This is a genomic window from Pseudomonas sp. CFBP 8758, from assembly GCF_014841725.1.
Taxonomy (GTDB): domain Bacteria; phylum Pseudomonadota; class Gammaproteobacteria; order Pseudomonadales; family Pseudomonadaceae; genus Aquipseudomonas; species Aquipseudomonas baltica.
The window spans coordinates 529,058-548,709 of record NZ_JACYUK010000003.1; the positions used below are offsets into that span (position 1 = coordinate 529,058).

Sequence of the window (19,652 nt, forward strand, 5' to 3'; positions counted from 1 at the left end):
GCGGCGATCAGTCGCGGCTGTGCACCTGGCGCCCTGCGGCGTAGGTCTGCAGCACCGCGCGGTCGTCGCCCAGGGTCATCAGCACGAACAGCACTTCCTCGAAGGTCTTGGCCTGGCCGATGCGATAGCTCAGCAGCGGCGTGGCGTGGTAGTCGAGCACCACGAAGTCGGCGTCGGTGCCTGGTTGCAGCGTGCCGATGCGGTCTTCCAGGCGCAGTGCGCGGGCGCCGCCCAGGGTCGCCAGGTACAGCGACTTGAACGGGTTGAGCTTTTCACCCTGCAACTGCATGACCTTGTACGCCTCGTTCAGGGTCTGCAGCAGCGAGAAGCTGGTGCCGCCGCCGACGTCGGTGCCCAGGCCGACATTGACCTTGAAACGCTCGGCCTGAGGCAGGTTGAACAGGCCGCTGCCCAGGAACAGGTTCGAGGTGGGGCAGAAGGCGATGGCCGAGCCGGTTTCGGCCAGGCGCTGGCATTCCTCGTCGCACAGGTGCACGCCGTGGGCCAGCACCGAGCGCTCGCCGAGCAGTTGGTAATGGTCGTACACATCCAGGTAGTTGCGCCGCTCGGGGAACAGCGCCTTGACCCACTCGATTTCCTTGAGGTTCTCGCTGATGTGGGTCTGCAGGTAGACGTCCGGGTATTCGCGCAGCAATTGCCCGGCCAGGGTCAACTGCGCCTCGCTGCTGGTCGGCGCGAAGCGTGGCGTCACCGCGTAGTGCAGGCGGCCCTTGCCGTGCCAGCGCTCGATCAGCGCCTTGCTCTGGGCATAGCTGCTCTGGGCGGTGTCGGTCAGGTAGTCCGGGGCGTTGCGGTCCATCATCACCTTGCCGGCGATCAAGCGCAGGTCCAGGGCCTCGGCGGCTTCGAACAGGGCGTCGACCGATTCGGGGTGAACGCTGCCGAACACCAGCGCGGTGGTGGTGCCGTTGCGCAGCAGTTCCTTGAGGAAGATATCGGCCACTTGGTCGGCATGGGCCTTGTCGCTGAACTGGCCTTCGCACGGGAAGGTGTACTCGTTCAGCCAGTCCAGCAGTTGCTCGCCATAGGAACCGACCATGCCGGTCTGTGGAAAATGAATGTGGGTGTCGATGAAACCGGGGGTGATCAAGGCATCCGGGTAGTGAGTGACCTCGACGGTGTCCGCCAGGGTCGGCAGCACCTCGTCGGCCGCGCCCAGCGCCAGGATGCGACCGTCCTCCACCACCAGCACGCCATCGGCGAAGTATTGGTAGGAGGCCTGGACACCGACCAGGGCAGGGTCGTCGAGGCTGTGCAGGATCGCTGCGCGATAGGCTTTGCGGGTAAGGCTCATGGTGCATCTCTCAAGGTAACGGGGCTGCGGCGCGAGCGCGGCAGCAGTTGGGCGACCTCCGGCGAGCTGGCTGTCCCCGGCTCGGCGCGGGCGCCAAAGTGCGCATTGTAGGTGGCGATGATCTCGGCGGCGATGGAAACGGCGATTTCCATCGGCAGCTTGCCTTTCACTGCCGCCAGGCCCATGGGGCAGCGCATGCGCTGCACTACACTGGGCGCGATGCCGCGGTCGCGCAGGCGATGCTCGAAGCGGGCGCGCTTGGTGGCCGAGCCGATCAGGCCGAACCAGGTGAAATCGTTGCGTTCGAGAATGGCCCGGGTCAACTCCAGATCGAGCGAGTGGTCGTGGGTCATGACGATGCAGTAGCTGCCCGCCGGCAGGCTCGCCACTTCATCCACCGGCTCGTCGGTGATCACCTGGCAGACCCCATCGGGCAGGCTTGGCGGAAACTCGTCGGCCCGCGAATCGACCCAGCGCACCCGGCACGGCAGGCTCGCCAGCAGGGGCACCAGCGCGCGGCCGACGTGGCCGGCGCCGAACACCACCACTTGGGCTTGCGCCTGCCGCATGGGCTCGAACAGCAGCACCGTGGCGCCGCCGCAGCATTGGCCCAGGCTGGCGCCCAGACTGAAGCGTTCCAGACGCGTGGCGCGGGTGCCTTCGGCGAGCATCTGTCGAGCGATGTGCAGGCACTTGTACTCCAGATGACCGCCGCCGATGGTGTCGTACAGGGCGGTGGCACTGACCACCATCTTGGCCCCGGCGTTGCGCGGCGTAGAGCCCTTTTCTTCGATGATGGTCACCAGCACGCAGGCTTCGCCGCGGGCCTGATGCTCGGCCAGCGCGCCGATCCAGTCAGTCATGGGCAGTGCTCCCCTCGGTCGCCTTGCGCATCTGCTCGCAGCCCCAGAGCACCCGTTCCGGAGTGGCAGGGGCGTCGATGTTCGGTTGCAGGCGGTAATCACCCAGGCTCGCCACGGCGTCCTTGATCGCGCACCAGGCGGAGATTCCCAGCATGAACGGCGGCTCGCCCACGGCCTTGGAATGGAACACCGTGTCTTCCGGGTTCTTGCGGTTCTCAACCAGGTGCACGCGCAGATCCTGTGGCATGTCGGCCACCGCCGGAATCTTGTACGAGGCCGGCCCGCTGGTCAGCAGCTTGCCCTGGTCGCTCCACACCAGTTCCTCGCACGTCAGCCAGCCCACCCCCTGCAGGAAGCCGCCTTCCACCTGGCCGAGGTCGATGGCCGGGTTCAACGAGGCGCCGACGTCATGCAGGATATCGGTGCGCAACAGCTTGTACTCGCCGGTCAGCGTGTCGATCAGCACTTCGCAGCACGCCGCGCCGTAGGCGAAATAGTAGAACGGTCGGCCACGCGCCAGGCTGCGGTCGTAGTGGATCTTCGGCGTCTTGTAATAACCGGTGCTGGACAGCGACACCTGGCCCATCCACGCCTGCTGCACCAGGCTCTGGAACGTCGGCAACTGGTCCCGTACGCGCACGTGCCCGTTGCTGAACGCCACGTCTTCTTCACTGACCCGATAGTGCCGGGCGGCGAACTCCACCAGCCGCTGCTTGAGGATCAGCGCCGCGTTCTGCGCCGCCTTGCCGTTCAGGTCGGCCCCGCTGGAAGCCGCGGTGGGGGAGGTGTTGGGCACCTTGTCGGTATTGGTCGCGGTGATCTGGATGCGGCCGATGTCGACCTGGAACACCTCGGCCACCACCTGCGCGACCTTGACGTTCAAGCCCTGGCCCATTTCGGTGCCGCCGTGGTTCAGGTGAATGCTGCCGTCGGTGTAGATATGGATCAGCGCCCCGGCCTGGTTGAGGAAGCTGGCGGTGAACGAGATACCGAACTTCACCGGCGTCAGTGCCAGGCCTTTCTTCAATATCGGGCTGTCGGCGTTGAACGCGCGGATCGCCTCGCGGCGCGGGCCATAGTCGCAGCTGGCTTCGAGCTCGGCGGTGATCTCTTCGAGCAGATTGTGCTCCACCGTCTGAAAGTAGTGGGTGACGTTGCGCTCGGTCTTGCCGTAGTAGTTGGCCTTGCGCACCGCCAGCGGGTCGAGGGCCAGGTGGCGGGCGATGCGGTCCATCACTTCCTCGATGGCGACCATGCCCTGGGGGCCGCCGAAGCCGCGGTAGGCGGTGTTCGACGCGGTGTGGGTCTTGCAGCGGTGGCCATTGATGGTGGCGTCGCCCAGGTAATAGGCGTTGTCGGCATGGAACATCGCCCGGTCGACGATGGATGCCGACAGGTCGGGTGAGTACCCACAGTTGCCGGCCAAATCCAGATTGATCCCGTGCAGGCGCCCGCTGTCGTCGAAACCGACGTCGTACTCGATGTAGAAGGGGTGGCGCTTGCCGGTCATGAGCATGTCCTCGACCCGCGGCAGGCGCATCTTGGTAGGCTGCCCGGTCAGATGCGCTACCACCGCGCACAGACAGGCCGGGCTGGCCGCCTGGGTTTCCTTGCCGCCGAAGCCGCCTCCCATGCGGCGCATGTCCACCACCACCTGGCTCATCGACACGCCCAGCACTTCGGCCACCAGCTTCTGCACCTCGGTGGGGTTCTGCGTCGAGCAGTAGACGATCATGCCGCCGTCCTCGGTGGGCATCACCGAGCTGATCTGCGTTTCCAGGTAGAAATGCTCCTGGCCACCGATGTGCAGGCTGCCCTGCAGGCGATGGGTGGCGCTGGCCAGGGCGGTCGCCGAATCGCCGCGCTGGTGGGTGTGGCTGTCGAGCACGAAATGCTTCTGCCGCAGCGCCTCGACCACGTCCAGCACCGGCGGCAGATCTTCGTACTCGATCACGGCGGCCATCGCCCCGCGGCGGGCGCTGTCGAGGTCGCGAGCCGCCACGGCCAGCACCGGCTGGCCAACGAACTCGACCTTGTCGATCGCCAGCAGCGGGTCGCCCGGCAGCAGCGGGCCGATGTCCTTGAGGCCGGGAATGTCCTCGTGGGTGATCGCCAGGCGCACGCCGGGAATGGTGTAGCAGGCCGACGTGTCGATGCGCACGATGCGCGCGTGGGCACGGTCGGAAAGCCGGGCGTACACGTGCAGCTGGTTGGGGAATTCCAGGCGGTCGTCGATGTACACTGCCTCACCGGTGACGTGCTTGTCGGCGCTGTCGTGCTTGACGCCCCGGCCAACGCCGGTGGTCAGGCCTTGGGCGAACAGTTCAGCCATGCGTGCCTGGCTGTCGGGCGCTGGATGCTCAGACATGGGCGCTCACCCGCGTTTGAATGTGTGGCGACTGCAGCTCGATGAAACACTTGCGCAGCAGGTTCTGTGCGGTCAGCAGGCGGTACTGCTTGCTCGCGCGAAAATCCGACAGCGGTGTGAAATCCTCGGCCAGGGCGGCACAGGCGGCCTCGACGCTGGCCTTGTTCCAGGGCTTGCCGAGCAGTGCCGATTCGCAGGCCGCAGCGCGTTTGGGAATTGCCGCCATGCCGCCAAAGGCGGCGCGCACTTCGTGCACCACACCGTCTTCGATCAACAGGTCGAACGCGGCGCAAACCGCGGAAATGTCATCGTCCAGGCGTTTCGACACCTTGTAGGCGCGGAAAGCCCGGCGCGGGTCGGCGCGCGGCACGATGACCTTCTCGATGAACTCGCCGTCTTCGCGAGCGGTGATGCGGTAGTCGATGAAATAGTCCTGCAGGGGCAGGGTGCGGCTGCGCGAGCCTTTGCGCAGTACCACCTGCGCGCCCAGGGCCAGCAGCAGCGGCGGAGTATCACCGATCGGCGACGCATTGCCGATGTTGCCGCCCAGGGTGGCCTGGTTGCGGATCTGCAACGAGGCGAAGCGGTGCAGCAGGTGGCCAAAATCCGCGTACTCGTTCGCCAGTGCCTGGTAGCAGTCGGTCAGCGGCGTGGCCGCGCCGATCTCCAGGCGGTCGTCGAACGTCTCGATGCGCTTCATCTCGGCCACGTGGCCCACGTAGATCATCACCGGCAGCACCCGGTGCGCCTGGGTCACCTCCAGCGCCAGGTCGGTGCCGCCGGCCAGCAGCCGTGCCTCGGGCTGCTCGCTGTACAGCTCGGCCAGATCGGCCACGGTCAAGGGCACCAGGCAACGGTTGTTGCCACCGTGCAGCTCGTCGGTGTGCGCCGGTGCAATGGTTTTCAGCCTGGCGATGGTCTGCGCCTGCTGGCTGTCGAACTGATCGGGCAGCGCGGGTCCGCCGCAGGCCTGGGCCGCGGCGTCGAGAATCGGCCGGTAGCCGGTGCAGCGACACAGGTTGCCGGCCAATGCTTCGCAGGCCTGCTCGCGGCTGGCCTGGGGTTGGTTCTTCTGCAGGGCAAACAGCGACATGACGAAGCCAGGGGTGCAGAACCCGCACTGCGAGCCATGGCAGTCGACCATGGCCTGCTGCACGCTGTGCAGACGGCCCTGATGCTTGAGGTCCTCGACACTGAGCAGTTGCTTGCCGTGCAGGCTGGCGACGAAGGTCAGGCAGGCGTTGCTGCTGCGATAGCGCATCTGCGCCTGCGCGCCGTCTTCTACCAGTTCGCCGATGACCACCGTGCACGCACCGCAATCGCCGCTGGCGCACCCCTCTTTGGTGCCTGGGCGCGCCAGATCGGTGCGCAGGTAGTCGAGCACGGTCAGGTTCGGGTCCAGGGCGTGCTCGGTATGCAGCTGTTGATTCAAGAGAAACTGGATCACGGATGGCCTCACGACACCTGATTCTTGGGTCTGCCTTGAGCAGAATCTATGCGGCGGCCGGGAAGCGGTCAACGATTAGCTGACCTGCGGGTCAGGAAGTTTCGCGAACCCGTTGCCTGCACCCCGGCAGTCATGCCTTTGCCAAGCCACATCCGTGCCAACTGCCGCCTTTGCCGTTCAATTGGAGTACACTGCGCCGCATGCTTTGATCACAGCTTGCCGATTACCGATTGTCGAAGGAAACCCATGACGTTCAAGGCGCCGGACAGCCTCGCCGAGCAAATTGCCCATCATCTGGCCGAGCGCATCATCAGCGGTGAGCTCAAGCCGGCCGAGCGCATTCAGGAACTCAAGGTCACCCAGGCGCTGAACGTCAGCCGCGGTTCGGTGCGCGAAGCCCTGTTGATTCTCGAACGCCGCCACCTGGTCGAGATCCTGCCGAGGCGCGGTGCCCAGGTCAGCGAACTCACCGAGCACAAGGTGCGCAGCCTCTGTGCCCTGATGGGCGAGATGTACATCATGCTCGGCGACGCCGTGGCCCAGCGCTGGCAGACCGAGGCCGACCTCGCACCGTTCCTGGTCATCCAGCAACGCCTGCAGACCAGCTACGAGCGCCAGGACATCAACGCCTTCGTCGAGGACAGCTTCAACGTCATGCGCGCCGCCTATCCGTTCGCCAACAACCCGTACCTGCAAGAAACCATCGAGAACCTCCAGCCGGCCATGAACCGCACCTATTACCTGGCGCTGGAGCAGCGCAAGGCCTCGATGAGCGAATACCTGGCCTTGTTCGGGCGGCTGCTGCAGGCGGTTTCCGCGCGCGATCCGCAGCTCATCCGCAAGGTTCTCGGCGAATACTGCCAGCGCAGCTGCGAACTGGTGCTCAGCGCCCTGGCGGCGCGCTGAGCATGCGCCTCAAGTGCATTCGCCTGGCCGGTTTCAAGTCGTTCGTCGACCCGACCACAGTCAACTTCCCCAGCAACATGGCTGCCGTGGTCGGGCCAAACGGTTGCGGCAAGTCCAACATCATCGACGCCGTGCGCTGGGTCATGGGCGAGAGCTCGGCGAAGAACCTGCGCGGCGAGTCGATGACCGACGTCATCTTCAACGGCTCCACCAGCCGCAAGCCGGTCAGCCAGGCCAGCATCGAGCTGGTGTTCGACAACAGCGACAGCACGCTGGTGGGCGAGTACGCGGCCTACGCGGAAATCTCGATCCGGCGCAAGGTCACCCGCGAAAGCCAGAATACCTATTACCTGAACGGCACCAAGTGTCGGCGCCGCGACATCACCGACATCTTTCTCGGCACCGGCCTGGGCCCGCGCAGCTACTCGATCATCGAACAGGGGATGATCTCCAAGCTGATCGAGGCCAAGCCCGAAGACCTGCGCAACTTCATCGAGGAAGCCGCCGGCATCTCCAAGTACAAGGAGCGCCGCCGCGAGACCGAAAGTCGCATTCGCCGTACCCACGAGAACCTGGCGCGCCTGACCGACCTGCGCGAAGAGCTGGAACGCCAGCTCGAACGCCTGCACCGCCAGGCCCAGGCGGCCGAGAAATACCAGCAGTACAAAGCCGAGGAACGCCAGCTAAAGGCGCAGCTGTCGGCCTTGCGTTGGCAAACCCTGAACGAGCAGGTGGGCCAGCGCGAAGCGGTCATCGCCGATCAGGAAGTGGCCTTCGAAGCGCTGGTGGCAGAACAGCGCAACGCCGATGCGGGCATCGAGCGCCTGCGCGATGGCCATCACGATCTGTCCGAACGTTTCAATACCGTGCAGGCGCGCTTCTATTCCGTGGGCGGTGACATCGCCCGTGTCGAGCAGAACATCCAGCACGGCCAGCAGCGCCTGCGCCAACTGCAGGACGACTTCAAGGAAGCCGAACGCGCTCGCCTGGAAACCGAATCGCACCTGGGCCACGACCAGACCCTGCTGGCGACCCTGGGCGAAGAGCTGGACATGCTCGAGCCCGAGCAGGCAATCAGCAGTGCCGCCGCCGAAGAAGCGGCGGCGGCGCTGGAAGAAGCCGAAACCCGCATGCACGGTTGGCAGGAGCAGTGGGACCGGTTCAACACTGACTCGGCCGAGCCACGGCGCCTGGCCGAAGTTCAGCAGGCGCGCATCGCCCAGCTCGAACTGTCGATGCAGCGCCTGGCCGAGCGGCAGCGGCGCCACAGCGAAGAGCGCGAACTGCTGGCGGCCGACCCGGAAGACGCCGCCATCCTGGAACTGGCCGAACAGCTGGCCAGCAGCGAAATGCTCATCGAAGAGTGGACCGCCGAGGAACGGCAGCAGGCCGAACAGCTGGACGCTACCCGTCAGCAACTGCAACAGGCGACCCAGGCCCAGCAACAGGCCCAGGGCGAGCTGCAGCGGCTCAACGGCCGCCTGGCTTCCCTCGAGGCTTTGCAGCAGGCCGCGCTGGATCCGGGCACGGGCACCGCGCAGTGGCTGGATCAACAGGGGCTGGCCGGCCATCCGCGCCTGGCCGAAGGGCTGCGCGTCGAGCCCGGCTGGGAGCTGGCGGTGGAAACCGTGTTGGGCGCCGATCTCCAGGCAGTGCTGGTCGATGATCTGCAAGGCCTCGACCTGGCCGGCTTCGATCAGGGCGAACTGCGCCTGATCAGTGCGGCTGCGGGCGCCGTAGGCTTGCCAGACAGTCTGCTGCACAAGGTTCACAGCCAGGTCGACCTGAGCCCCTGGCTCGCGGGGGTGCGAACGGTCGCCGACCTCGACACCGCGCTGGCCCTGCGCAGCCAACTGGCCGCGGGCGAAAGCCTGGTCAGCCAGGACGGCTATTGGCTGGGTCGGCACTTCCTACGCGTCAGCCGCGGCAACGACGCCAGCCGCGGGGTTCTGGCCCGCGGGCAGGAGCTGCAGGCCCTGCAGTTGGACGTCGAGTCGCGCGAAGCGACCCTTGCGCAACTTCAGGAACAGCTTGCGGCCTGCCGTGAACGGCAGGATGCCCAGGAACAGCTGCGCGAACAGCTGCGCCGCCGCATCCAGGATGAAAATCGCCAGCAGGGCGAACTCAAGGCCACGCTCTCGGCGAGCCGGGCCAGGGCCGAGCAATTGGCGCTGCGTCGTCGTCGCCTCGACGAAGAACTCGGCGAACTGGCCGAACAGCGCGCCCTGGAACACGAGCAGCTCGGTGAGTCGCGCCTGCAGTTGCAGGACGCGCTCGACGCCATGGCCACCGACACCGAACAGCGCGAACAGCTCATGGCGCAGCGCGACAGCCTGCGCGAAGGCCTGGAGCGCATTCGCCAGGACGCCCGCCAGCACAAGGATCGCGCGCATCAGTTGGCGGTTCGCCTGGGCTCGCTGCGCGCCCAGCACGACTCCACTGGCCAGGCGCTTGAACGCCTGCAATTGCAAGCCGAGCGTTTGGGCGAGAAACGCGAGCAATTGAGTCTGAACCTGGAGGAGGGCGAGGCCCCGCTCGAAGAACTGCGCCTGGACCTCGAAGGCCTGCTCGAGCAGCGCATGGCCGTCGACGAAGAAATGCGTCACGCGCGGCTGGCACTGGACGATGCCGATCGCGAGCTGCGCGAGGTCGAAAAACGTCGCACCCAGGCCGAGCAGCAGAGCCAGCTGTTGCGCGGCCAGCTGGAACAGCACCGCCTGGAGTGGCAGGGGCTCAGCGTGCGGCGCAAGACCCTGCAGGAGCAGCTGCACGCCGACGGCTACGACCTGCACGGCGTGCTCGCCACCCTTGACGTGCTGGCCAGCGAGCAGGAGGCCGAGGAAGAACTGCAACGTATCGACGGGCGCATCCAGCGCCTGGGCGCGATCAACCTCGCGGCCATCGACGAATACCAGCAGCAATCCGAGCGCAAGCGCTATCTGGATGCGCAAAACGCCGACCTGGCCGAAGCGCTGGACACCCTGGAAAACGTCATTCGCAAGATCGACAAGGAAACCCGCAGCCGCTTCAAGGACACCTTTGACCAGATCAATGCCGGTTTGCAGGCACTTTTTCCAAAAGTTTTCGGTGGTGGCAGTGCTTATCTGGAACTGACGGGCGAAGATTTACTCGATACAGGGGTGACGATCATGGCGCGTCCGCCCGGCAAGAAGAACAGCACCATTCATTTGCTCTCCGGTGGAGAGAAAGCCTTGACCGCACTGGCCCTGGTTTTCGCCATCTTCAAACTGAATCCGGCGCCGTTCTGCATGCTCGACGAAGTCGATGCACCGCTGGACGACGCCAACGTCGGTCGTTACGCCCGGTTGGTGAAAGAGATGTCGCAGACGGTGCAGTTCATCTATATCACCCACAACAAGATCGCCATGGAGATGGCCGATCAGTTGATGGGGGTGACCATGCACGAACCCGGTTGCTCGCGACTGGTGGCCGTGGACGTGGAAGAGGCATTGGCCATGGTCGAGGCCTGAAAAACCCTTATCATGGCGTTAAAATCGAGCCAAATGCGACAGACGGTGTAAAGTTGTTTCTGGTCGTGCTAGTTTTACCAAAGTCTTGTTTACGCGTGGGAAAACGCCTGTCAGAACATACAGTTGGCGCCACGTCTTAAAGAGGGTTCACACCCTTTATTTTTCAGCATTTTTATAGAGGCACGGGATTACATGGAAATCGGTCTGCGCGAGTGGCTGATCCTCATCGGCATCATTGTCATTGCCGGTATTCTTTTCGACGGCTGGCGCCGGATGCGTGGCGGCAAGGGCAAGCTCAAGTTTCGCCTGGATCGCAACATCAACAACCTTCCCGAGGAAGACACGGGCGCCGAAGTGCTCGGTCCGCCTCGCGTACTCGATGCTCATAAAGAGCCGCAACTGGATGAGCATGACCTGCCGTCCATGAGCGCCCAGCGCGACGGCGGCAACCAGCGTGCCAAGCGCGAGCCGTCGGCCGACCACGCTGATCTCAACCTGGCCGTGGAGCCGGACGAGATCAAGGAGCCCCGCGAGGCCCGGCCGACCAAGCCTGCACGCGAGCCCAAGCCGGCCAAACCGCAGCCTGCGATGAAAGCGGCGCGTGACGCCCACGACGATTTCGCCAGCGAGGGCAAGGGTTTTTCCAGCAGCGGTGCCCCGGCCGTGGAGAAAGAGCTGCCACCGGTCGAAGAGGTGCTGGTGATCAGCGTCATCTCGCGCAGCGAGAGCGGCTTCCGCGGCCCTGCGCTGCTGCAGAACATCCTCGAAAGCGGCCTGCGCTTCGGCGAAATGGACATTTTCCATCGTCACGAAAGCATGGCCGGCAATGGCGAAGTGCTGTTCTCCATGGCCAATGCGGTCAAGCCGGGCATCTTCGATCTGGACGATATCGACCATTTCAGCACCCGTGCCGTGAGCTTCTTCCTCGGTCTGCCCGGCCCGCGTCATCCCAAGCAGGCCTTCGACGTGATGGTAGCCGCGGCGCGCAAGCTGGCCCATGAACTGGACGGCGAGTTGAAGGACGACCAGCGCAGCGTGCTGACCGCGCAGACCATCGAGCACTACCGCCAGCGCATCGTCGAATTCGAACGCCGCGCCATGACTCACAAGCGGTAAGTCCGATACTGCCGCAGCCCGTGCTCTTGTAGGAGCGGGCAGTGCCCGCGAACGGAGCGCCGCCGAACCCCCAGATCCAACCCGAGAGCAGCCCAGGCTGCTCTTTTGCTTCAAGCGAGAACCGATCATGACCGACGCCACCCGTATCCTCGAACTGCGTGCCGAACTCGACCAGCACAACTACCGTTACCACGTGCTCGACGAACCCAGCATCCCCGACGCCGAATACGACCGTCTGTTCCATGAACTGAAAGCGCTCGAAGCCGCCCATCCCGAGCTGGTGACGCCCGACTCGCCCACGCAGCGCGTCGGCAACGCTGCATTGACCGCGTTCTCCCAGGTGCGCCACGAAATCCCCATGCTCAGCCTGGGCAACGCCTTCGAAGAAGTCGACCTGCGTGAATTCGACCGCCGCGTCACCGAAGGCCTCGACCTGCCCACCGGTGATCTGTTCGGTAGCGGCGCGGCCATCCACTACAGCTGCGAACCCAAGCTCGACGGCCTGGCTGTCTCCCTGCTGTATCAGGACGGCGCCCTGGTTCGCGGCGCCACCCGCGGCGATGGCACCACCGGCGAAGACATCAGTGTCAACGTGCGCACCATCCGCAACATCCCGCTCAAGCTGCACAGCAGTGGCTGGCCACCGGTGCTGGAAGTGCGCGGCGAGGTTTACATGTCCAAGGCCGGCTTCGAGCGGCTCAACGCCAGCCAGATGGAAGTCGGCGGCAAGACCTTCGCCAACCCGCGCAACGCTGCGGCCGGCAGCCTGCGCCAGCTCGACTCGAAGATCACCGCCAGCCGTCCCCTGGAGTTCTGCTGCTACGGCATCGGCCAGGTTACCGAAGACATCGCCACCACCCACACCGGCAACCTCGAACAGCTCAAGAAATGGGGCATGCCGATCAGTCGCGAACTCAAGGTCGCGGAAAACATCGAGCAGTGCCTGGAGTACTACCACGACATCGGCGCCCGCCGAACCCAGCTGCCCTATGAAATCGACGGTGTGGTGTTCAAGGTCAACAGTGTGGCCTCTCAGCGCGAGCTGGGCTTTCGCGCGCGCGAGCCGCGTTGGGCCATTGCCCATAAATTCCCCGCCATGGAAGAGCTCACCGAACTGCTCGACGTGGAATTTCAGGTGGGCCGCACCGGCGCCGTTACACCCGTGGCGCGGCTCAAGCCGGTCAAGGTGGCAGGCGTCACGGTGGCCAACGCTACCTTGCACAACATGGACGAAGTGGCGCGCCTGGGCCTGATGATCGGCGATACCGTGATCATCCGTCGCGCCGGTGACGTCATTCCCCAGGTCATGCAGGTGGTGGTCGAGCGTCGGCCGGACAACGCCCGTGCGGTTCAGGTGCCGGAAACCTGCCCGGTGTGCGGCTCCCATGTCGAGCGCACCCAGCTGGTCAAGCGCAGCAAGGGCAAGCAGACGGTCAGCGAAGGCGCGGTCTATCGCTGTGTCGGGCGGTTGGCCTGTGGTGCGCAACTCAAGCAGGCGATCATACATTTCGTCTCGCGGCGGGCGATGGACATCGACGGGCTCGGTGAAAAGAGCGTCGAGCAGTTGGTCGACGAAGGCCTGGTCAGTTCGCCCGCCGACCTCTACACGCTGCAGTTCGACGACGTGGTCAAGCTGGACGGCTTCGCCGAGGTGTCCAGCAACAACCTGCTCAAGGCCATCGCCGACAGCAAGCAGCCGAGCCTGGCGCGGTTCATCTATGCCTTGGGCATCCCCGACGTGGGCGAGGAAACGGCCAAGGTGTTGGCACGCTCGCTGGGCTCGTTGCAGCGCGTCAGCGAAGCGCTGCCGCAGGTGCTGACTTATCTGCCGGACGTCGGCCTGGAAGTGGCCTTCGAGATCCACAGCTTCTTCGAAGATCCGCACAACCGCAGCGTCATCCAGCAATTGCTCGAGCGCGGCCTGCAGTTGCAGGAGGAGGGCGACGTACACCCCGAGTACGCCGCCAGCACCACCCTGGCGGGCATGATCGCCAAGCTGGAGATCAATTCGGTAGGGCCGACTGGCGCCGAGAAGCTGGTGGCCAAGCTGGGCAGCCTGGACCAGATCATCGCCGCCGACGGCATCGACCTGCGCCAGGCGCTCAACGCCCGGCAGGCGGAGGCGGTGCGCGAGTACTTCAAGGAGCCGCGCAACGCCGAGACGGCCAAGGCCGTGGAAGCGCAGTTGCAAGCCTTCGGCATGCACTGGGCGAGCGAGAAAAAAGTCGTCGAAGGCCTGCCCCTGGCGGGGCAGACGTGGGTACTGACCGGCTCGCTGGAGCAGATGAGCCGCGACGAAGCCAAGCAGAAGCTCGAAGCCCTTGGGGCCAAGGTCTCCGGCTCGGTTTCCGCCAAGACCCACACCGTCGTGGCAGGCCCCGGCGCCGGCTCCAAATTGGCCAAGGCCAGCGAACTGGGCATCAAGGTCCTCGACGAAGAGCAGTTCCTGAAGTTTCTCACCAACATGTAACATCATGACATGACGCATCCCAAGTTTGCCCCAAACTGCGATGCACCCCAGCAATCAGAGCCCAGGGCCACCCCCCCCCCCCTGTAGCAGCGGCGCAAGCCGCGTCCGGTTCTACCGCGTTCATTCAGACTGACTGCGGCCACCGTCGACGCGGCTCGCGCCGCTGCTACACGACGTTCTTCAACCTCCCATCCGCATTTCCGCCCAACCTCTGCCGCAAATGAAACCTTTCCCACGCCGGCAAGCTCTAGTCATGGCAGGCCACCGGAGATCGCCATGTATCGTTTTTTCGAACAACTCAGCACCCGAATCACCGCCCCATTCGCCAAACCGGAAAACCGTCACAGCAAGGTATGGGAATGCACCTGCGGGCAGTCGATCTTCTTCCGCAACAGCCAGTGCCTGGCATGCAATGCCTTGCTCGGTTTCTGGCCGGCCAAGAACGTGCTGTCCACGCTCGACGCAGGCCCCGAAGCAGGCAGCTGGCGCCTGCATGCCGCGCCCGACGCAGGCCTGTTCCGCCGCTGCGCCAACCTCGATACCCCCGCAGCCTGCAACTGGCTGGTACCGGCAGAGAAGGGGCCCGCAGCCCTGTGCACCGCATGCAACCTGAACCGGACCATCCCCGACCTGAGCATTCCGGAAAACCCCGAACACTGGCGCAAAGTCGAAACGGCCAAGCGCCGTCTGATCGCGCAACTGATCAACCTCGGCCTGCCGGTCATCGCCAAGACCGAAGACGAAGCCACCGGCCTGGCATTCGACTTCATCGGCACCGACCTCAATGGCAACGCGCCCACCACCGGCCACGCCAATGGCCTGGTTACCCTGGATATCAAGGAAGCCGACGACGCCCACCGCGAAAAGGTCCGCGTGCAGATGCGCGAACCGTACCGCACGCTGCTCGGACACTTCCGGCACGAAGTAGGGCACTACTACTGGGACCGGCTGATCGCCGACACTCACTGGGTGGCCGACTACCGCCGCCTGTTCGGCGATGAAAGCCAAAGCTACGCCGACGCGCTGCAGCGCCATTACGACCAGGGTGCCCCGGCCGATTGGCAACAGAACTTCGTCAGTGCCTACGCCACCATGCACCCATGGGAAGACTGGGCGGAAACCTGGGCTCACTACCTGCACATGATGGACGCGGTGGACACCGCGTTGGGCTTCGGCATGAGCGCCAAGGAAATGGACCTCGACTACACGCCGTTCCCCTTGGCCACCCTGTACGACCCGGACCACACCAGCGGCCCGGCATTCCTCGCGTTCGTCAACGCCTGGATCGAACTGGCCGGCATGCTTAACGAACTTTCCCGCGCCATGGGCCAGCCCGACTTCTACCCCTTCGTGCTGCCACCGGCCGTGATCGCCAAGCTGCACTTCATCCACGTCGTCGTCCAGGAAGCCGGCGGCCGCGCCGACGACGTCCTGCAGGTGTGACACACCAGCCGATGCCCGCCCCCCTGTGGGAGCGGGCTCTGCCCGCGAAGAGGCCCGCACATTCACCGCCTCATTTGAAATGTGCACCGCCCATTCATACGCCTTCGCGGGCAGAGCCCGCCCCCACAAAGGCGGGGCAGCGCTGCTGCAAAGAGAGCTGCTGCCTCTAGAGCGCAAGCACGAACCTGCGCTCATAACCAATCCGTCCACGGTACGCTTCACCGCGATCCACCCATCCCAGCGCCTTGTACAACCCAATGCCCGCCACATTGTCAGCATCCACCGACAACTCAAGCTGTTGCACCCCAGGCCACGCACCGCGCGCTGCATCAGGCAGGCCTTCCAGACAAGCCCGCCCCAGCCCACGTCCCTGCATGCGCCGATCCACCTGCAATGCATGCAAGGTCGCCGCCTGCGGATGCGCCCATTCCGGCACGAATCGTCCATGCTTGAGCAGCAGAAATCCTTTCGGCACCTCATCTACCAGCAGCGCGAAACCTTGGATCTCACCATCGGTGCAGCCCAGGAGCGTATACAGCGCCATGTCCACATCCCCGGAATACTGCTTCTGCTCCGGGCGAATCTCGATATCCATCAATTGCTGCAGCTGTGTAGGCGACAAGTCGGGGTAGGGCGTCAGAACATTCATCGCAAGCACCAGGCAGGGGACATGTCGCGACGTTACCAATTCACATCACGGCTGTCGCTTGTCTTGCGTGCAAGCAATCCGGGCCTACGCTGTACCGTACAAAGCAGCCCACGCCAAGTCCCTGACAGCCCTACAGATTTTATCTCGCGCAACGGGTTGTAACTTCTGTCAGGACCGGTACAATGGCCCCCGCTCGCTACCAAGCGAGTGTCGTTATGGTGACCCTGCCGGTCCCCCCGCAACGATTACCCGTGAACCTGGTCAGATCCGGAAGGAAGCAGCCACAGCGGGAACATTGTGTGCCGGGGTGTGGCTGGTAGGGTTGCCACCTCTTCCAGAATTCGTCTTCGCACGGATTCATCGCATCACCCATCCCAAACCGATACCCAGGCGAAAACTCGCCATCGCTGATCCTTGCCGATGTTTTTTCAGGCGAACTCAGCAATAGAGCAGGGCACGGATGCAATTTCGGTCCTGCTCCATTAGCATTGGCGGTCTTCCGCTTTCATGTCGCGACGGTTTTCGATGAGTTATCAGGTTCTTGCACGTAAATGGCGTCCGCGCTCGTTCCGCGAAATGGTCGGCCAGACCCATGTGCTCAAGGCATTGATCAATGCGCTGGACAACCAGCGGCTGCATCACGCCTACCTGTTCACCGGCACTCGGGGCGTGGGCAAGACCACCATCGCGCGGATCATCGCCAAGTGCCTCAACTGCGAGACCGGCATCACGTCAACGCCGTGCGGTGAGTGTTCGGTCTGCCGCGAAATCGACGAGGGTCGCTTCGTCGATCTGATCGAGATCGATGCCGCCAGCCGCACCAAGGTCGAAGACACCCGCGAGCTGCTCGACAACGTGCAGTACGCACCCAGCCGTGGGCGCTTCAAGGTTTACCTGATCGACGAAGTGCACATGCTGTCCACGCACTCGTTCAACGCGTTGCTGAAGACGCTGGAAGAGCCGCCGCCCTACGTCAAATTCATTCTGGCCACCACCGATCCGCAGAAGTTGCCAGCGACCATTCTGTCGCGCTGTCTGCAATTCTCGTTGAAGAACATGACGCCGGAGCGGGTGGTCGAGCACTTGAGCCATGTGCTGGGTGTCGAGAACGTACCCTTCGAGGACGACGCGCTGTGGTTGCTCGGCCGCGCCGCCGATGGCTCCATGCGCGACGCCATGAGCCTGACCGACCAGGCCATTGCCTTTGGCGAAGGCAAGGTGCTGGCAGCCGATGTTCGGGCGATGCTGGGTACACTGGACCACGGTCAGGTTTACGGCGTGTTGGAGGCATTGCTCGAAGGTGACGCCCGCGGTGTGCTCGAGGCCGTGCGCCATCTGGCGGAGCAGGGGCCGGACTGGAATGGCGTGCTGGCTGAAATTCTCAACGTGCTGCACCGCGTGGCCATCGCCCAGGCGCTGCCCGAGGCGGTAGACAATGGCCAGGGTGATCGCGAACGGGTGCTGGCGCTGGCGCAGGCGCTGCCGGCCGAAGATGTGCAGTTCTATTATCAGATGGGCTTGATCGGCCGTCGCGACCTGCCACTGGCTCCGGAGCTGCGTGGCGGTTTCGAAATGGTGCTGCTGCGCATGCTCGCGTTCCGCCCCGCAGGCAGCAGCGATGGGCCCAGTCAACCGCTAAAGACAGTGGGGATCAGCGCGGCCACAGTTGATTCCACCCACTCCGTGGCAGCTCCAACCCCCGTAGGAGCGGTCAGCGGCCGCGAAGGCCCTGTTGCGGATACCCAGGCAGACCCCGTCGCGCCGTTCGCGGCCACGGACCGCTCCTACGAGATGCCCGCGCCGTCGAATCCCCCCGTAGGAGCGGTCACCGGCCGCGAAGGCCACACTGCGGATACCCAGACAGACCGCGACGCGCCGTTCGCGGCAACGGACCGCTCCTACGAGGTGCCCGCGCCCTCGAATCCCCCCGTAGGAGCGGTCAGCGGCCGCGAAGGCCCTGTTGCGGATACCCAGGCAGACCGCGTCGCGCCGTTCGCGGCCACGGACCGCTCCTACGAGATGCCCGAACCCTCGAATCCCCCCGTAGGAGCGGTCAGCGGCCGCGAAGGCCCTGTTGCGGATACCCAGGCAGACCGCGTCGCGCCTTTCGCGGCCACGGACCGCTCCTACGAGATGCCCGCACCCTCGAATCCCCCCGTAGGAGCGGTCAGCGGCCGCGAAGAATCCCCCGCGCATTCTCAGGCAGCCCCCGAACCCGTTATCGATCTGCCTTGGAACGACCCGGTCGCGCTCGCAACTGCGCCCACCCAGGAACCGATCCTGGATGTCGTCGCCGAGCAGCCCGCATTGACTCCAATGCCGGCGCCCACGCCTGCCAGTGCCGTGCCGGACGCCCCGGAAACCCAGACAGCCTCGCCTGCCGACGATGCCGAGCCCGCCGATTACACACCAGCCGGCATGGACCGCGACGACGAGCCGCCGCTGGACGAGGACTATTACGCCCCGGAAACCGACGGCGCCGCCTACAGCTACCTCGACGAGCTGGCCAGTGAAACCGTCCACGACACGCCTGTCGAAACCGAGCCCGAAGTGCTGCCCGCCGCGCAGCCAGCGAGCGGGCTGGCTTTGCAATGGCTCGAGCTGTTTCCGAAACTGCCGATCTCGGGGATGACTGGCAGCATCGCCGCCAACTGTACCCTGATCGCCGTGGAGGGCGACGACTGGCTGCTGCACCTGGACCCGGCGCACAGCGCGCTGTTCAACAGCACCCAGCAGCGGCGCCTGAACGATGCGCTGAACCAGTATCATCAGCGCACGCTCAACCTGACCATCGAGCTGATCCGCCCGGAACAGGAAACCCCGGCGCAGGCCGCCGCGCGCTGGCGTGCGAATCGCCAGGCCGATGCCGAACAGTCGATTCAACAAGACCCGTACATTCAACAAATGCTGCAACAGTTCGGTGCCATCATTCGCGACGATACGATTGAACCAGTCGAGGCGGTGGCCGGCCCAACGCGTTAAGTGCTCCTACCCAAGCCCGCGCAGGACGCCTTCGGCACTGCGCGGTCATACCCATTGACCTTTGAGGTGAACCCCATGATGAAAGGTGGCATGGCCGGCCTGATGAAGCAGGCCCAGCAGATGCAGGAAAAAATGGCCGAGATGCAGGAAGAGTTGGCCAAGGCGGAAGTGACCGGCCAATCGGGCGCAGGCCTGGTGAGCGTGGTAATGACCGGTCGTCACGACGTCAAGCGCGTGAGCCTGGACGACAGCCTGATGCAGGAAGACAAGGACGTTCTCGAGGATCTGATTGCTGCCGCCGTCAACGACGCCGTGCGCAAGATCGAAGCCAACAGCAAGGACAAGATGTCCGGCATGACCTCCGGCATGCAACTGCCGCCCGGCTTCAAGATGCCGTTCTGACCCAAAAATGCCAGGCCCCAAGCCTGGCATTTTTGTATCTGAGTGACCCAAGTGGAGGCGCCTCCCCGTAGGAGCGGTCATCGGCCGCGAAAGCTACACCGCGGTCTACCAGACACATCGTGTGCTCCCTTCGCGGCCACAGACCGCTCCTACAGGATACGCGCGCAATCCAATCCCCCCGTAGGAGCGGTCATCGGCCG

General features: G+C 64.5%; 12 protein-coding genes and 1 other RNA gene. 8 read left to right on the forward strand and 5 right to left on the reverse strand.

All coding sequences use genetic code 11. The annotated features are described in order from the left end of the window. Positions 1–7 precede the first annotated feature (7 nt). From guaD to xdhA, 4 genes are read right to left on the reverse strand one after another with little or no spacing between them, the layout of a single operon-like run. Positions 8–1,315, reverse strand: a complete 1,308-nt coding sequence (gene guaD / locus IFT75_RS09275) for a guanine deaminase (RefSeq protein ID WP_192054453.1) — start codon at positions 1,313–1,315, stop codon at positions 8–10. Beyond that, a complete protein-coding gene (gene xdhC / locus IFT75_RS09280; RefSeq protein ID WP_192054455.1) occupies positions 1,312–2,178 on the reverse strand; it encodes a xanthine dehydrogenase accessory protein XdhC in 867 nt (288 codons plus the stop codon). Before xdhC ends, guaD begins: the two co-directional genes overlap by 4 nt. Then, the gene (xdhB, locus tag IFT75_RS09285; RefSeq protein ID WP_192054457.1) at positions 2,171–4,546 is read right to left on the reverse strand and encodes a xanthine dehydrogenase molybdopterin binding subunit; all 2,376 of its coding nucleotides are present in this window, start codon (positions 4,544–4,546) and stop codon (positions 2,171–2,173) included. The genes xdhC and xdhB overlap by 8 nt, the downstream gene beginning before the upstream one ends. Further along, positions 4,539–5,993, reverse strand: a complete 1,455-nt coding sequence (gene xdhA / locus IFT75_RS09290) for a xanthine dehydrogenase small subunit (RefSeq protein WP_192054459.1) — start codon at positions 5,991–5,993, stop codon at positions 4,539–4,541. Before xdhA ends, xdhB begins: the two co-directional genes overlap by 8 nt. Positions 5,994–6,239: 246 nt before the next feature. On the opposite strand from xdhA, the gene IFT75_RS09295 reads away from it, so the two are divergent. The 5 genes from IFT75_RS09295 to IFT75_RS09315 all read left to right on the forward strand — a co-directional run bounded on the left by IFT75_RS09295 (position 6,240) and on the right by IFT75_RS09315 (position 15,419). Continuing rightward, positions 6,240–6,899 (forward strand): GntR family transcriptional regulator, encoded by a 660-nt coding sequence (locus IFT75_RS09295; RefSeq protein ID WP_122795688.1) that lies wholly within the window; start codon positions 6,240–6,242, stop codon positions 6,897–6,899. A 2-nt stretch (positions 6,900–6,901) separates the two neighbouring features. Continuing rightward, entirely contained in the window at positions 6,902–10,390 is a 3,489-nt protein-coding gene (gene smc, locus IFT75_RS09300; RefSeq protein ID WP_192054461.1) for a chromosome segregation protein SMC, read from the forward strand. Positions 10,391–10,582: 192 nt separating this feature from the next. Then, complete coding sequence (gene zipA / locus IFT75_RS09305) at positions 10,583–11,506, forward strand: cell division protein ZipA (RefSeq protein WP_192054463.1); 924 nt, start codon at positions 10,583–10,585, stop codon at positions 11,504–11,506. A 127-nt stretch (positions 11,507–11,633) separates the two neighbouring features. Then, on the forward strand, positions 11,634–13,976 hold the full coding sequence (gene ligA, locus IFT75_RS09310; RefSeq protein ID WP_192054466.1) for an NAD-dependent DNA ligase LigA: 2,343 nt from the start codon (positions 11,634–11,636) through the stop codon (positions 13,974–13,976). Between the two features lie 276 nt (positions 13,977–14,252). Next, positions 14,253–15,419 carry a zinc-binding metallopeptidase family protein gene (locus IFT75_RS09315; RefSeq protein ID WP_122478416.1) on the forward strand — a complete coding sequence of 389 codons (1,167 nt, stop codon included), beginning with the start codon at positions 14,253–14,255 and terminating at the stop codon, positions 15,417–15,419. Between the two features lie 166 nt (positions 15,420–15,585). Here the strand turns inward: IFT75_RS09315 and IFT75_RS09320 are convergent, their stop codons facing one another. Then, complete coding sequence (locus tag IFT75_RS09320; protein WP_192054468.1) at positions 15,586–16,068, reverse strand: GNAT family N-acetyltransferase; 483 nt, start codon at positions 16,066–16,068, stop codon at positions 15,586–15,588. Positions 16,069–16,293: 225 nt separating this feature from the next. Here IFT75_RS09320 and ffs point away from each other — a divergent pair. From ffs to IFT75_RS09335, 3 genes are all read left to right on the forward strand, one after another. Then, positions 16,294–16,390, forward strand: an RNA gene (gene ffs / locus IFT75_RS09325) — signal recognition particle sRNA small type. Positions 16,391–16,593: 203 nt separating this feature from the next. Beyond that, the gene (dnaX, locus tag IFT75_RS09330; RefSeq protein WP_192054470.1) at positions 16,594–19,050 is read left to right on the forward strand and encodes a DNA polymerase III subunit gamma/tau; all 2,457 of its coding nucleotides are present in this window, start codon (positions 16,594–16,596) and stop codon (positions 19,048–19,050) included. Between the two features lie 75 nt (positions 19,051–19,125). Next, complete coding sequence (locus IFT75_RS09335) at positions 19,126–19,452, forward strand: YbaB/EbfC family nucleoid-associated protein (protein ID WP_122478410.1); 327 nt, start codon at positions 19,126–19,128, stop codon at positions 19,450–19,452. The last annotated feature ends 200 nt before the right edge of the window (positions 19,453–19,652 follow it).

Bases quoted from the DNA above. Each gene is read 5' to 3' on its own strand.
- zipA (WP_192054463.1), top strand. From the start codon at position 10,583: ATGGAAATCGGTCTGCGCGAGTGGCTGATCCTCATCGGCATCATTGTC.
- IFT75_RS09295 (WP_122795688.1), top strand. From the start codon at position 6,240: ATGACGTTCAAGGCGCCGGACAGCCTCGCCGAGCAAATTGCCCATCAT.
- xdhC (WP_192054455.1), bottom strand. From the start codon at position 2,178: ATGACTGACTGGATCGGCGCGCTGGCCGAGCATCAGGCCCGCGGCGAA.
- xdhB (WP_192054457.1), bottom strand. From the start codon at position 4,546: ATGTCTGAGCATCCAGCGCCCGACAGCCAGGCACGCATGGCTGAACTG.
- ligA (WP_192054466.1), top strand. From the start codon at position 11,634: ATGACCGACGCCACCCGTATCCTCGAACTGCGTGCCGAACTCGACCAG.
- dnaX (WP_192054470.1), top strand. From the start codon at position 16,594: ATGAGTTATCAGGTTCTTGCACGTAAATGGCGTCCGCGCTCGTTCCGC.
- guaD (WP_192054453.1), bottom strand. From the start codon at position 1,315: ATGAGCCTTACCCGCAAAGCCTATCGCGCAGCGATCCTGCACAGCCTC.
- IFT75_RS09335 (WP_122478410.1), top strand. From the start codon at position 19,126: ATGATGAAAGGTGGCATGGCCGGCCTGATGAAGCAGGCCCAGCAGATG.
- IFT75_RS09320 (WP_192054468.1), bottom strand. From the start codon at position 16,068: ATGAATGTTCTGACGCCCTACCCCGACTTGTCGCCTACACAGCTGCAG.
- IFT75_RS09315 (WP_122478416.1), top strand. From the start codon at position 14,253: ATGTATCGTTTTTTCGAACAACTCAGCACCCGAATCACCGCCCCATTC.
- smc (WP_192054461.1), top strand. From the start codon at position 6,902: ATGCGCCTCAAGTGCATTCGCCTGGCCGGTTTCAAGTCGTTCGTCGAC.